The sequence below is a fragment of the Microcoleus sp. AT8-A3 genome, from assembly GCF_036705675.1.
Taxonomy (GTDB): Bacteria; Cyanobacteriota; Cyanobacteriia; order Cyanobacteriales; family Microcoleaceae; genus Microcoleus.
The window spans coordinates 12,571-25,465 of sequence record NZ_JAUBVD010000003.1; the positions used below are offsets into that span (position 1 = coordinate 12,571).

At 45.0% G+C, this 12,895-nt stretch carries 13 protein-coding genes; 2 read left to right on the top strand and 11 right to left on the bottom strand.

All coding sequences use genetic code 11. The features are described 5' to 3' along the window. Positions 1-127 precede the first annotated feature (127 nt). The 5 genes from QUB51_RS02665 to QUB51_RS02685 all read right to left on the bottom strand — a co-directional run bounded on the left by QUB51_RS02665 (position 128) and on the right by QUB51_RS02685 (position 5,719). Positions 128-370 (bottom strand): DUF4926 domain-containing protein, encoded by a 243-nt coding sequence (locus QUB51_RS02665; RefSeq protein WP_015176446.1) that lies wholly within the window; start codon positions 368-370, stop codon positions 128-130. Positions 371-534: 164 nt separating this feature from the next. After that, positions 535-2,919 (bottom strand): VWD domain-containing protein, encoded by a 2,385-nt coding sequence (locus QUB51_RS02670; protein ID WP_333259282.1) that lies wholly within the window; start codon positions 2,917-2,919, stop codon positions 535-537. 245 nt (positions 2,920-3,164) lie between these two features. Next, positions 3,165-4,064, bottom strand: a complete 900-nt coding sequence (locus QUB51_RS02675; RefSeq protein WP_333259279.1) for a serine protease — start codon at positions 4,062-4,064, stop codon at positions 3,165-3,167. 229 nt (positions 4,065-4,293) lie between these two features. Then, the gene (locus tag QUB51_RS02680; RefSeq protein ID WP_333259276.1) at positions 4,294-5,100 is read right to left on the bottom strand and encodes a serine protease; all 807 of its coding nucleotides are present in this window, start codon (positions 5,098-5,100) and stop codon (positions 4,294-4,296) included. Position 5,101: 1 nt separating this feature from the next. Next, the gene (locus tag QUB51_RS02685) at positions 5,102-5,719 is read right to left on the bottom strand and encodes a COP23 domain-containing protein (protein ID WP_333259273.1); all 618 of its coding nucleotides are present in this window, start codon (positions 5,717-5,719) and stop codon (positions 5,102-5,104) included. Between the two features lie 494 nt (positions 5,720-6,213). Between QUB51_RS02685 and glgA the strand changes: the two genes are divergently transcribed. Next, on the top strand, positions 6,214-7,641 hold the full coding sequence (glgA, locus tag QUB51_RS02690; RefSeq protein ID WP_333259270.1) for a glycogen synthase GlgA: 1,428 nt from the start codon (positions 6,214-6,216) through the stop codon (positions 7,639-7,641). Between the two features lie 329 nt (positions 7,642-7,970). Here the strand turns inward: glgA and QUB51_RS02695 are convergent, their stop codons facing one another. The 3 genes from QUB51_RS02695 to QUB51_RS02705 all read right to left on the bottom strand — a co-directional run bounded on the left by QUB51_RS02695 (position 7,971) and on the right by QUB51_RS02705 (position 10,199). Continuing rightward, positions 7,971-8,399: a DUF1824 family protein gene (locus QUB51_RS02695; RefSeq protein ID WP_333259267.1), complete on the bottom strand. Its 429-nt coding sequence runs from the start codon at positions 8,397-8,399 to the stop codon at positions 7,971-7,973. Positions 8,400-8,618: 219 nt separating this feature from the next. After that, positions 8,619-9,299, bottom strand: a complete 681-nt coding sequence (gene rnc / locus QUB51_RS02700) for a ribonuclease III (protein ID WP_333246263.1) — start codon at positions 9,297-9,299, stop codon at positions 8,619-8,621. 369 nt (positions 9,300-9,668) lie between these two features. Further along, positions 9,669-10,199, bottom strand: coding sequence for an NYN domain-containing protein (locus QUB51_RS02705; protein ID WP_333208141.1), 531 nt, complete (start codon positions 10,197-10,199; stop codon positions 9,669-9,671). A gap of 661 nt (positions 10,200-10,860) precedes the next feature. Here QUB51_RS02705 and QUB51_RS02710 point away from each other — a divergent pair. Continuing rightward, positions 10,861-11,004: a chlorophyll a/b-binding protein gene (locus QUB51_RS02710; RefSeq protein WP_096831166.1), complete on the top strand. Its 144-nt coding sequence runs from the start codon at positions 10,861-10,863 to the stop codon at positions 11,002-11,004. 198 nt (positions 11,005-11,202) lie between these two features. Here QUB51_RS02710 and QUB51_RS02715 read toward each other — a convergent pair whose 3' ends face one another. From QUB51_RS02715 to QUB51_RS02725, 3 genes are all read right to left on the bottom strand, one after another. Then, positions 11,203-11,415 carry a hypothetical protein gene (locus QUB51_RS02715; protein ID WP_333055883.1) on the bottom strand — a complete coding sequence of 71 codons (213 nt, stop codon included), beginning with the start codon at positions 11,413-11,415 and terminating at the stop codon, positions 11,203-11,205. A 106-nt stretch (positions 11,416-11,521) separates the two neighbouring features. Continuing rightward, entirely contained in the window at positions 11,522-11,740 is a 219-nt protein-coding gene (locus QUB51_RS02720) for a hypothetical protein (protein ID WP_333055882.1), read from the bottom strand. 461 nt (positions 11,741-12,201) lie between these two features. Further along, on the bottom strand, positions 12,202-12,594 hold the full coding sequence (locus QUB51_RS02725; protein WP_333055881.1) for a response regulator: 393 nt from the start codon (positions 12,592-12,594) through the stop codon (positions 12,202-12,204). Between the last annotated feature and the right edge of the window lie 301 nt (positions 12,595-12,895).

Sequence of the window (12,895 nt, forward strand, 5' to 3'; positions counted from 1 at the left end):
TCAGTGCTACTTCTATTACTTGGGAGTCAGAGCCAAAAAACCGGGTTTTTTTACCAAAATACTTCGTTGGAACATCGCAGATTTGGTAACAAACCCGGTTTCTGACCGCCCGTGCGTCCAGGAATGTTCATGCAGCCTCGGTCAAAGTCCTGACACGCAAAACTTCATTAGACATCAACGGTTCAATTTCCGACTCAGCTAAGGTAATTACGGCTATAGTTTCACCTAAAGCATTAAAAACTTCGAGACTGTAGCCATCCTCATCGGGGTGGGGATGATGCTCAACAATAGTGGCAATATCTCCTCGACAGAGTTTGTACTTGGGTACATCGGTTCGTAATGCTACTCTTTTAAACAAGGGAAATTTCATTTTCATACCTCCTTATTGGGAGCATTAGGTAGTTTCATTTACTGGGTTTTGTAATATTAGTATGGTCAATTTAAAATTATATATTATTTAAAGAGCGATCGCCCTTGCCATTTAGAAAGGCGATCGCTCTTTTTTTGAAAGGGTATGAAAAGAGCGATCGCGAATTAGAAGGGTAAAGGAATCGGAACAGGAACGCGATTACGAATTTCTTGTTCAACTCGTTGCTTAACTTCGTTTTTAAGGATGTTAGCAGCCACATTAGCAAGGCTGACATCGCCACTGGCCGCCACATCAAATAAACATCCTTCTAGGCGTTCGTTTGGTACTTCAGCTTTACGACAAGTTTCTTCCGCAAGTTGTACGGCTTGGGGGGCAAGCATCCGCAAGATTACGAAACCATTAGGAAAGGATTTCTTCGTGAAGTTATCCGTATTTTTGCCAGCGGGATAATCAAACAGCGATTCTGTTTGGGAAACACGCCAACTATCGCCAAATTGACGATGAATGGATTCTAAAAAGGCTTCCGTCAATGGATCAATAGGTATAGGAATCCAGCGGCTAACATCAAAGTTGCTTAATACCGATCGCGCAATGTTCATCGCTTCTTTATTTTCTGCAATGACGCGACCATCACGAGTCATAAAGTCGTCTGAGGGGTTGCCGTTGAAGTTGCCGAGTAAGCCTTCGAGTTGACCGCGATCGCCTTCGGTTACGCCCGGTGTCACTTCAACAAGCTTGTTAAAAATCTTCACAGTTACTTGCTCACCACTTGGCCACTGCACGAGGTAGCTGCCACTGCCCGTGCGAGCAACAAAGCCACCACCGGATAGGTTTTGTTTTTCCCCTGAGATGGTTTTGCCGTTAACGCGCAAGGGATCTTGGGTGTTGTTATCAGGGAAATCTTGGGAATAGATGGCGACGCGATCGTTGCCGACTCGCATAGCGGCGGCGATATTTATTCCCAGCGATGAGCTCGATCCATAGGGGGCTTCACGAACTTGTACCTCGAATCGTTTGTCTTTCGATCGAGTTAGGACAAATTCACCGATTGCGTGGTGATCGTATTTTTGACCGTCAAAGGTTGTGAGATGTGGATCGCCCCAAGAAGATCCCTGAACTAGGTTCTTTGTAGCTGATCCAATTATATCAGTTGCAATCTCACCCACCCCCTGAAAAGCCTGTGAAAAAACATCCCTATAACCTTCCATTACACTAAAAATACCACACCAGTTTGGATGTTCCCTGCACCAGTTTCTATAACCAAGCTCATCTTTAGGGATGCTATTATACAATTGAATAGCCTCATAAACTGTGTAGGCGAGAGAAGCAAGTGTAACAACTTGACCAACAACAGGTATTAATCTCAGACCAACCGATCCTACACCCCTTAAGAAGGGTATAATAACCTTACCATTTCTACTAATTCCACTGACAAAATTTCCAAGATCGCGAGCTGTTTGAGGCGAACTAATAAGTTTTCCTAGCTTGGGAATATTCTTTTCAACAAATCTATATCCTTGAGAAGATTTTTCTTTGAGTGTTTTTAATGCTGTGTCCAAAGCAGCCTTATATTGTCCTGGAGATTTATTTTTGGCGATGTTCTTGAGTTCGTTTGGTGTCGGAGTTTGTTTTCCACTCCACTCAAACCTATCCACGTCAGTAAGTTTTGTTAATTCTTCTCCTGTAAAACTAACATTACTGGCTCTTATTGAAGCATAATCAATAGGCATCTCCAAAGACAAAGACTTTTGTGGGGTAGGCATCCTGCCTGCCATTGACGGGCTTTTCTGAAGATTTTTAATTGAAATAGCGCTCTGAAAATTTGTATCATAATTTAGGTTTACAATCGAAAAAAATATTTTTTCACTTGCTGTAGAGGACTCAAGCTCACCCCAGTAAAGTTTGTGATTTTTGCCTGAAACTGTTGTGGTTTTTAAATCTGCTCCTTGTGCTATCCACGCTGTATCTTCCACTTGAAAGTCTTCATCCTGCAAGTTTAGATTGCCTATAGCATTGAGGCAACTATCCTTGCAGACATTAACTTGACTTTCTCCCGCTTCACTCTGCTGAATATCAAAGACGGTGGCGAAAAGCAGATCGTCTTCGTTCGCATTTGATGAAATATATGCCCTATAGAACCAGAGGTTAGAGCCTGATTGCTTAATATTGTCAGGATTTCGCTGATCGGATGGCTGACGATCATTATCAAAATCAGGACGCACTGGCTGATTCGGCCCCGGATCTTGAGGAAACGGCGGCGCCTGCGGATTACTCCCAGGTCGCACACTCGGTGCATCATCAAACTCCCCCGGAGCTCGCTGCACCAACCAATCCGAAATATTCCTTTCCACAGCAGGCGGAGTCGCCGCCACCACGCGATCCGAAGACTTAGCTAAATTCACCGTACAAATCGTAGAATTAAAACTAAAAACCGTACAAAGTGCAGCCGATAAAGCCCGATTGACAATCGTACCAGGAGCCAGCAAAGCACTCATTAAAACTGCAAAAAAGCTGACAATACCCAGAGCAAAAAGACGAATACGACGCATAATTTACCTCAACTCAATGATTAAATAATGTTCCCATTAACCCTGTAGGGGCGGGTTCGCCTAGATATTCGACACCCATCCCAAAATTATGTAAACCCGCCCCCACCCCACCCATAGAGCGAGAATTAATTGAATTTAACGGTGAGGCGGGAATAGTTATTCGGGGGTTATTGATTGGGTGGGGGCGGGTTTATTAAGATTATCGGTGGGTGGCAAAATTGATCCGTGAACCCGCCCCTACAACTCTAAAACGGCAAAAGTCTCCGAATTCCCCTCTGAATCACATCCTTAAATACCTCTTGAGCAAAATCTCCAAACCAACCCTGCGCTTCCCCAGGTTTTACCTCTTCCGCATCCGCATTTTCCGCAGGTTTCTCATCCACCTTCAAAGCAGATTTCTCCATCCCCACCTGCGACATCATCCCCACAAAAGTATTAATCGGAATCGCTGAATTAAACCCCGTTTTTACTTCTTCTTGCCTTCCCCCAGCCTCATTTTGCACTCGACCAACTGTATCTCCCTGTCCGTGAATTCCAATCACTCGGCCGCTAACATCAAATACTGGCCCGCCGCTCATTCCCCGCCGCGTCACTGCGTCGTAACGCATCGTATATCCTTGATCGTTACTCGATCGCACATTAGTAACTTGCCCATTCGTAAACTGATATTCCCGTTCTTGACTACCCACACCTGCAGGCAAAGGATACCCCGAAATATAAACCCCTGAACCGATCTCCGCTTCATCGGAATTACTAATCGGTGCAACAGAATATTCCTCGTCACTCTCAAACATCACAACTGCTAAATCCGGCCCGATGTCATTATTCTGAAAACCCTTCACTTCCGTCACCTTATGCTCTTTCTTCTTAGAAGTAACAATCACATACTCGGAATTAGGATTTATCACCACATGATTCGCCGTCAACACCGTGTAAATCTTGCCTTTCTTAGCAATGATTACCCCTGAACCGCCTTTATCGCTAGCTAGAGTATTATTAATTTGTACTGTAGTAGGAACGGCAATTCGAGCTACTTCTCTAGCCGTTTTTGCCATTGCGGGCTGACTGATTAAAACTGTTGCTACCACTGCCGTTCCGGCTAGAATGCCGGGAATGTAATTAGACCGATTAAAACCTAAATTCATAAACTAACTCCGTTGATAAGGTGAAACTAAATATCTTGCACTTTCTCGCCGATCCGACAGGGATTGAAATCCCTGTCTCAAAGCATAAGTCCACTTAAGTGGACTAAATATCCCATTTATTTCTTAGTCCGCGTAGGCGGACTTCGTTTTTGTAGAAGCGATTTCAATCGCCGAGTGACTGAAAAATTCAGTCCTCTTTAGAGGACTTTAGCTAAAAGCCCCGTGGATTTTAATCCCTGGCGGATAGTGGGTAATTCGCCGATCGACTGTAAGACGAAATAAATCGCAAATAGGTACTAATTGGAATTCCCCAACTAGAATTAACCATTTGCTCTAACATTGTCCCTGACGGTTCTGTTCCATCTTCAAACGCATACACTCCAAAATCTGGATCGCGATTTTTTACCCGCCCATTAATGCCAATTAATAACCCCTGACTGTTAAAAATTGGCCCGCCACTCATCCCGACAGCAATATCGTTTGTGTAACCCAAACGATAGCCTTGAGCGAGTGATTTTGGCGGCAGCACTGATACAACACCTTGAGTAAACCGAAATGCCCGAATTCCTTGGTCGAATGTAGTAGTTGAACTACCTCCCCGATACATCGGAAATCCTGCGGCAAATACAGGTGCTCCTACTGTTAATAAATCAGTGCTAATTCTGGTTACTTGATACTGAATGGAACTGCGAAATTGGACGATCGCCAGATCCGCATTTCCCAACTGCAACGGCGCTCTCAAAAGCCGATACCTCTGGCCGTCGGGCGCAATAATGGTATGCTGCTGGCTGAAAGCCACAACGTGCCAACTCGTCAGCACCGTATAAACTTGCCCCTGTCGCCGGACGATCGCCCCCGAACCAGAAGCATTCGGTGTTAAAATTCGCACCGTCATCAACCTCGCCAAGCGCTCAATATTGGCACTTTGACTATCAGCAACCCCATAATTCGTCATCACCGGTTGAGCGGCGATTCTTATTGGAAAAAGACTCGCCGCGATCGCACAAATTGCCACCATGCGTAGCAAATTGCTCACCTTAAAGCTCCCGCATTCCACCACCAGTGGGCTGTTGAGGTGCCGGCTGATTGTTAGCCGGTGCTGGCTGATTGTTAGCCGGCGCAGGAGGCGCTACAGAGTTGCCGCCTTCCTCCTGTAACCGCGGGCGCGCGTCAATGTAAGGCATCGCATCGCTTTCAGACAGGGCCGGCGCACCCGCTTGCCCCTCGCGCAACCCCATGAATTGATACAATGTGCGAACCGCGTCTTGACCTGGTTTGAGTGTATAAATTAAGCCGTCGCAGCGTGAGTTGACTTGACTAGCGGTGCAAATCACTCGCTGTCCGTTCATGTAGCCAACTGTCACAAACTTTAGCTGTTTGTTCTGGCGGAAGGTTTCCAAGCGCCCGCTAACTTCGCGGCAGCGCGTCATGGGATCGTAGCCAGAGTCGCGGAAGTAGTCGGAAACCCAGTTAATCCAAACCTCCCGTGCCCCTTGGCGGTTTTGGTACACCGTCGATGGTGAACCGGAGGATGTGTCACACATAAAGCCTGACGCTGATTGGCTTTGGCTGGGTTTAGCGCTCAAAGCTAGGCTGCCGATCGCGATCGCCCCTGCTAAGACAGTTAGAAATTGTCGTTTAATCTCACTTTTCATCAACTTTACCTCACATTACAATTTGTTTCCTAAAACAACAGGCTGGGGGAAGTGGCAAAAAGATACAAAGTTCTTTGCCACTTCCCCCAGCCCCGCGAAACTCACATTCGTCACAGACTAGGCGCAGTGACTTGATATTCAGTAGTTTTTAAGGTCAAATGCTGTCGATACTCACAACCTTACAGCTACAATAGATACACTAATAGATACACTTGAGTTTTTCTCTCTATTGTTAATCATTATTGTAAATCCTTTTCAACAGCCTGTCAACGCCTCAATCAGAAATAAGTTTTTGGCTAGTAAAAGGTGGGGCGATCGCTATTTTTTTCACCGCACAGCGACGCGGATGGAAAAAGGGAGATCGCATTCTTGAGTAAAGTGCGATCGCTACAGCAACTCAGATTTATACTTGTTTTTGGAAGGCGCGTTAATATTGTGCCACTCGCCATTTAAACTTAATCTAGAGTAACAATCTCAAGGAACACAAAAAAATAATGCGTATTTTATTTGTATCCGCCGAAGCATCACCCCTCGCCAAAGTGGGCGGTATGGGCGATGTCGTCGGCGCTTTGCCGAAATTTCTGCGGCGCATGGGCCACGATGTCCGCATCTTCATGCCCTACTACGGTTTCGTCCCCGACAAAATGGACGTTCCCAAAAAACCTGTTTGGGATGGGTCTGCCATGTTCCAAAGCTTCTCGGTGTTTGAAACTGTTTTGCCGGGAACCGATGTACCTTTATACTTATTGCAACATCCATCTTTCTTACCGCGTCGCGTTTACGGCGGTGTAGATGAAGATTGGAGGTTCACTTTCTTTGCCAATGCTGCGGCTGAATTTGCCTGGAATCACTGGAAGCCCCAAATTATTCACTGTCACGACTGGCATACGGGGATGATACCTGTTTGGATGAGCCAAGACCCCGATATCAGCACGGTTTTTACTATTCACAATTTAGCTTATCAAGGGCCGTGGCGCTGGCGTTTGGAACAGATGACTTGGTGTCCTTGGTATATGCAAGGTCACAATACAATGGCTGCTGCAGTACAGTTTGCCGATCGAGTAAATACAGTTTCGCCGACTTACGCCGAGCAAATCAAAACCCCAGCTTATGGGGAAACTTTGGAAGGTTTGCTGTCTTACATCGGCGGTAAAGTATCGGGCATTTTGAACGGAATTGATACAGAATCTTACAACCCAGCAACTGACAAGTACCTCCATCAACAATTTAGTGTTGATACTATTGAAAAGCGCCCCGCTAATAAAATTGCGCTGCAAGAAGAAGTCGGTTTGGAAGTGAATAAAAATGCCTTTTTGATCGGGATGGTGACAAGGCTGGTAGAACAGAAGGGATTGGATTTGATAATTCAAATGCTCGATCTGTTCATGGCCTATACCGACGCTCAATTTATTGTACTCGGAACGGGCGATCGCTACTACGAAACCCAACTCTGGCAAATGACAGCCCGCTATCCCGGTAGGATGTCCACCCAACTACTTTACAACGAGGCCCTTTCCCGGCGCGTTTACGCAGGCTGCGACAGCTTCCTGATGCCCAGCCGTTTCGAGCCCTGCGGCATCAGCCAAATGCTCGCCCTCCGCTACGGGTGCGTGCCAATGGTTCGTCGCACCGGCGGTTTAGTCGATACCGTTTCCCACAACAACCCGATCGACAATACCGGTACCGGTTACTGTTTCGATCGCTACGAACCCCTCGACTTGTTCACCTGCATGATCAGAACTTGGGAAGGTTTCCGCTACAAAGATAAGTGGAGAGAACTGCAACAGCGCGGCATGAGAGAAGATTTTAGCTGGGATATTTCGGCACGGAAATACGTCCACTTGTACAGCGATATTTTGGGATTGCCGCCGGAAGAAACCGCACCGGAACCAGAGCCAGAATTGATCCTTGGTAAGGGTTAATCTTAGTAAGGTGCGTCAGTCGCTGTTTGATTCGACTGAATCGAGGGGCGATCGGCTGACGCACCCTACAGCTTAGTAAGGTGCATCAGTCAATCGATTTTAGATTTTAGATTTTAAATTTTAGATTGAAGCATTGACCCCACGGATGAATCCGGGGGCTTGTATCCTGGATGCTTTCAGTCGGTTTTTGATTCAATTTAATCGATCGACTGACTACTGACTACTGACTACTGACTAATGACTACTGACTACTGACTACTGACTAATGACTACTGACTAATGACTAATGACTAATGACTACTGACTACGGACTACTGACTACTGACAAATTAATCAACAAATAAATCGAGAGGTAAATGACCGTAAGTTCCACTAACTCCATCTTCTGAGGAAGATTGACACGAAATCAAAACGCCCCGGTAAGTTCCGGGATAGCCGTCAACATAATACGACCCCTTCAAAGTATTGAACTTAATATAAACCGAACCCGCAAAGGTCGAGACAGCATTGGGATCTAAAACAGCTTGATATCCCAAAGCTTTTAAATAAGCTTCTAAAGCTAAAAACCCCTCATCCGTCGAAGAAGCGCACACTCCCAACATTTGATAATCCGACAAACTTGCTACCAGCAAAATCGCTTGACGGAGTGCCTTTTTTTCCAGCGGCAAGGCTACAGATTGCATATCCAGACAAGTGAAATCTTTGAGGATTTGCTGTGCTTCTTCAACAGTTAGGGTAGTCGGGTTTTGAGTAGACATGAATTGCTCTGATATTTCCCAAAATTACGATCGACAATCGGGCACTCGTCAACGAATTTCTGCCATTGCAACCCTCGATCGACGGAGGTAACACTTGCACAAGTCCTGATTATAGCCCATTGTGTGCTCTGGCCATCAATTCGGGCGATCGTCTTCGAGAGCTTCGCCAACGCCCGAATCGCACAAAAAAGCTAGTAGTTTTTACCGATGTTTTCAAGTTTAGATCAGTCCGCGTTTTTTCAGCTTTGCTAGCGCATCTTCAGCCGCATTTTTCTCAGCATCTTTTTTGCTTTTGCCTTTACCTTCTCCATAGAGTTTCTCTGCAACATAAACTTTAGCGAGAAATTCCGGCTTGTGGGGTGTGCCTCCTGCTTGGACTGTCACGTATTTGGGGGGAGTCGTGTCACCATTGGCTTGTACCCATTCCTGAAAGCGATTTTTCGAGTCTACAGTCGATCGAGTTTCGACCACATTTTCGGGAACCGAATCAAACATTTGCCACACAAACTGGCTAACTTTGTCCATATCTTGCGTATCGAGATAGTAAGCGCCAATAAATGCTTCAAAAGTGCTGCTGAGCAAATTGGGATTAGTAATCCCACCTTCTCGATAAGCTCCTTTTCCCAGCCGCATTTTTAAATCTAAATTGATTTCAGTAGCAAATCTGGCTAATTGTTTTTCATCTACTAATGCAGAACGTCGGCGAGTCAGTTGGTCTTCTCCCATTTCAGGATGACGCTGATAGAGATATTCGCCGCTGAGAAAAGTGAGCAAAGCATCGCCAAGAAATTCTAAGCGTTCGTTGTCTTCTTCGCGGAATGTGGGGTTTTCGTTGACGTAGGAACGATGGGTTAGTGCTTGGCGCAGCAGTTTTTCATTTTTGAATTCGGGAAGGGTCATTTGTATTTCTTTTGTTGGATTAGTTAATTGCATGGGAGGTGGGAATGTTTATTCTTTTTTTGGAGTTGGGTGTTATTAGGTGGACATGAAAGAGCCGCAGATAGCGGTAGGTTTGGAGAATCTAGTTTATCAAATAAACTGGATTTTTGCTATCTGCGGCGGGGTAATTTTTAACAGATATTTGGCCGTTATACTATTAGTCCGTTAGTCCGTTAGTCCGCCAGTCCGCCAGGGGTTAAAACCCCTGGCTCATAGCTAAAGTCCTCTGAAGAGGACTGAAGATTGTGTCTTTTTTAACTGTATGTCAGTCGGTTTTAACCGACTTTAGCTATTAGACAGGGAATTCATTCCCTGGCGGACTGTGTAACTTTATGCAGATAATTTATCTGCTTTATTCTGAGTATTCCCTGCGAACAAACTAGGCAGCTCGTCTATATAATGAAAGTTATCATCACCAACTAGCTTAATCAGTTTTTTGTTTGCTCTACAGCGCTGTGCAAAAACTATGACTTTTTTTCCAAGCTCAAGCATCACACTGATTAAACCTGCAAAATCCCGATCTCCTGACACTAGGATAATTATCTCAGGAGAAGGTTTGATGGCAACTCGTTTAATGCAGTCAAAGATCAATTGTTTATCTGCACTGTTCTTGTGGGAGGGAACATCAACGCCCTGAAAACCCAGATACTCTAATTGATTCTTGGCTAGCAATTGATTTTCATACTGCGAGTTATAGTAAGCTTTGAGACAATCTAAACGCCCTTTTGATTTGGCAAAAGCGACCAATAATTCAGCTTGTTTTTGCGTTAAGTCGAGGACGTTCTGCAGATCGCAGAAAATAGAGACTAAAGCCTGAGACTGCTTTGTTTCTTTGCCAATTGCTGAATGATTTTTCTTCATTTTTATGTGTCCTAAAACTATGTTTGCAGGACAGCATCAATAAATTAAGCATCTAACCAAAGAAGTATTGTTTTTGAGTTTGCTCAAGAGGGACATTTCCCATTTAACAAAACTCTTGACTTACATACTATTAATTTAGTGTGTACTTGCTTGGTTAGCGTCTCAGCGATAGGATATGCAGATTTCGGACAGGCGTCCTAAAAACCCGTTGATATAGAAATTCAAACAAATGTCGTGCCAACTGACCTATTTATTCCAGTTGAAACGACATTAACTTGAATGTCTATATCAACGGGGCTTTAGGACGCTTACCCGAAATCTGCACATCCTACCGCTGAGACGACTTAACCAACACTCTTTGCTTTTGAATGCGGGTGTCTATCTGAGCTGTATCATTGGAACATAACAGTTTAAGTATCGGATGTCAAGGGCTAGTGGTACATTTACCTGATTTTTTTCAGACAGTCCTGGACGCATCACAACCAAAGAAACCGGGTTTTTTACGAGAAAACGCGTTACAGCCCGCAGATTGGGTAAAAAACCCGGTTTCTGGGCCCCCATGCCTAAGTCGTAAAAACCCAATGTAAAAATATGTTGCAAACTTTATACTGCTGTGTTAAGTTTAGTTACATAAGGTTGAAATTAAACGAGGTTTATGGTCATGGAAAACAAAGACGCAAAAGTTGGCTTCACTGAGTTTGCTGAAACCTGGAACGGCCGTTTGGCAATGTTGGGCTTCGTTATCGGCCTAGCTACCGAATACATCACCGGTCAAGGCATTCTCTCTCAAATCGGTTTGATGTAATCAGCTTAACTGCATACAATAGCTGAAATTCTGTAGGGCGATCGACCCCATCACAAGTGCACTCATCCCCCCCGCTAATAAGTCCCCTTCACTTCACACGGAAGGGGATGAGTGCATTTTTTATCCAAAAATCCCACTGAGGGCACAAACAAAAATCTTTTCAGTCTCAATATTTATCGCGAGACTAACTCCAGGAAACTAAGCAATTTCTACAGAATCAAAAATCCTCAATTTAGGAGTCAAACTCGCAACCTTCACCAAACCATCGCGTTTGTGATTCCGCACGCTGTTACGTAAAATCATCTCCGACAGATCCGGCATTTCCTGCCAGCAGTGCGAGCAGAACCAATAAACGCGATTGTGGCGAGCGTGGCGGAGCAATTTAGAGGAGCAACAAGGGCAACTATTCATGATATTTTAAACCTTTTTTGAAGATATGGAGCGATAACCCAATCATTAGAGAGATTCACGAAAGCCTGCACATCTCAATTCCAGGCACAAAAATAAAAATTTTTTTTCACTCATAGCTTTGGGCGTCGCGCAAGTAGCACTTTTGGAGGCCCAAGAGTAACACCACAATCAAAAGCTGAACGCTCCAAGGAGCCCAAGAGAAACCCCAAATAAAACAACCCAGCCCGGCCCAAGCCACAAGAACAAAAATATCTTGAGAGGTTTGCCAGTAAATCCAGACTGCTGCCAGAGAAACTATTAGTAGCAAAATGTAAGCTGAGGGCATAATCGTCTTCTCCCAATGTGTCTGCCAACAGTCAGGAGCGATCCCTGACGTTCTGCTTAAACATAAAACTAAAACCTGAAGAACTTATGAAGACGAGTGAGTTGTTACAAAAAGTAAAATAATCCTGCCAGCTTATATTTCGCGGATAAATCAGTAGGAATACTGAGTTCATGGCTGAGGCCGAATTCGGTTAAATGGACGCACTACCAATAGGGACTTAGGCATCCCTATTGGTATCAATTTCACCCCAATACCGATAGGGTGGAAACTGATACCGGACTGAGGTTTTGAGTCTTAAGCTGACCGGACCAAAGGTGCGGGGTCTAAATTGCTACATATATCCTGTCCGATCGCCCTAATTCGATCTAAGGAACCATATCCAAGAAACCAAGTTTTTTTAACTCTCTTTGCCTGCAAAACTACTGCTTGAAAAGCTGCACAATTCAATGCGCGCGATCGATCTATTCTTGCTTCCAGCCCAAAGCCTCAGCGACCTGATCCGCCAAAAACATCGGTTCAAAAGGCTTAGCAATCACGCTCACCACCCCCAAATCAGCGAACATCCGCCTGTCCCCAGCCAGAGCCTTAGCTGTCAATAAAATTACCGGAATGTGCTGCGTAGCCTTATTAGCTTGTAACTGTTGAAAAGTAGTAGGCCCGTCTTGGTCGGGCATCATCACGTCCAATAGAATAGCATCAGGCTGTTCGGCAAGAGCCTTAGCAACACCCTCGCGGCCAGAACTCGCTGTCAGGACTTCCCAGCCCCCCACCAGCTCAAGACTGACTTGAGCTACTTCCCGAATATCTTCCGCATCGTCAATAACCAAGATGCGCTTGGCAGTCAAAATTAACATTTTTTTAGAAAAGAGAACTGATCGCAGATTAGAGGCGAAATGTGAATATTTTGTAAAGCAAATTATCTTACCCGATCGGACTTTACAGTAAATTTTCAAAACTGTATAGCAGATGTTGAAGGCCTTTCGGCTCCCGGAGACTTCGCGACCGGGTAAAAAGAAGGAAAAAAGAACACCTCCGTTGCAATCGACCGCCTGAGTTTCAACAATTAAGAATATCCTAACCTTCGGGCGCGGTTGCTGTAAAATCTCCCCCCCAAAAAAAGCCGCTTTTCCACCTCTAATCGAGATTTTTGCTCGC

Coding starts and splice junctions, on each gene's coding strand:
- QUB51_RS02685 (WP_333259273.1), bottom strand. CDS start 5,719: ATGAAAAGTGAGATTAAACGACAATTTCTAACTGTCTTAGCAGGGGCG.
- rnc (WP_333246263.1), bottom strand. CDS start 9,299: ATGACCCTTCCCGAATTCAAAAATGAAAAACTGCTGCGCCAAGCACTA.
- QUB51_RS02710 (WP_096831166.1), top strand. CDS start 10,861: ATGGAAAACAAAGACGCAAAAGTTGGCTTCACTGAGTTTGCTGAAACC.
- QUB51_RS02720 (WP_333055882.1), bottom strand. CDS start 11,740: ATGCCCTCAGCTTACATTTTGCTACTAATAGTTTCTCTGGCAGCAGTC.
- QUB51_RS02675 (WP_333259279.1), bottom strand. CDS start 4,064: ATGAATTTAGGTTTTAATCGGTCTAATTACATTCCCGGCATTCTAGCC.
- QUB51_RS02665 (WP_015176446.1), bottom strand. CDS start 370: ATGAAATTTCCCTTGTTTAAAAGAGTAGCATTACGAACCGATGTACCC.
- QUB51_RS02725 (WP_333055881.1), bottom strand. CDS start 12,594: ATGTTAATTTTGACTGCCAAGCGCATCTTGGTTATTGACGATGCGGAA.
- QUB51_RS02695 (WP_333259267.1), bottom strand. CDS start 8,399: ATGTCTACTCAAAACCCGACTACCCTAACTGTTGAAGAAGCACAGCAA.
- QUB51_RS02670 (WP_333259282.1), bottom strand. CDS start 2,919: ATGCGTCGTATTCGTCTTTTTGCTCTGGGTATTGTCAGCTTTTTTGCA.
- QUB51_RS02715 (WP_333055883.1), bottom strand. CDS start 11,415: ATGAATAGTTGCCCTTGTTGCTCCTCTAAATTGCTCCGCCACGCTCGC.
- QUB51_RS02705 (WP_333208141.1), bottom strand. CDS start 10,199: ATGAAGAAAAATCATTCAGCAATTGGCAAAGAAACAAAGCAGTCTCAG.
- glgA (WP_333259270.1), top strand. CDS start 6,214: ATGCGTATTTTATTTGTATCCGCCGAAGCATCACCCCTCGCCAAAGTG.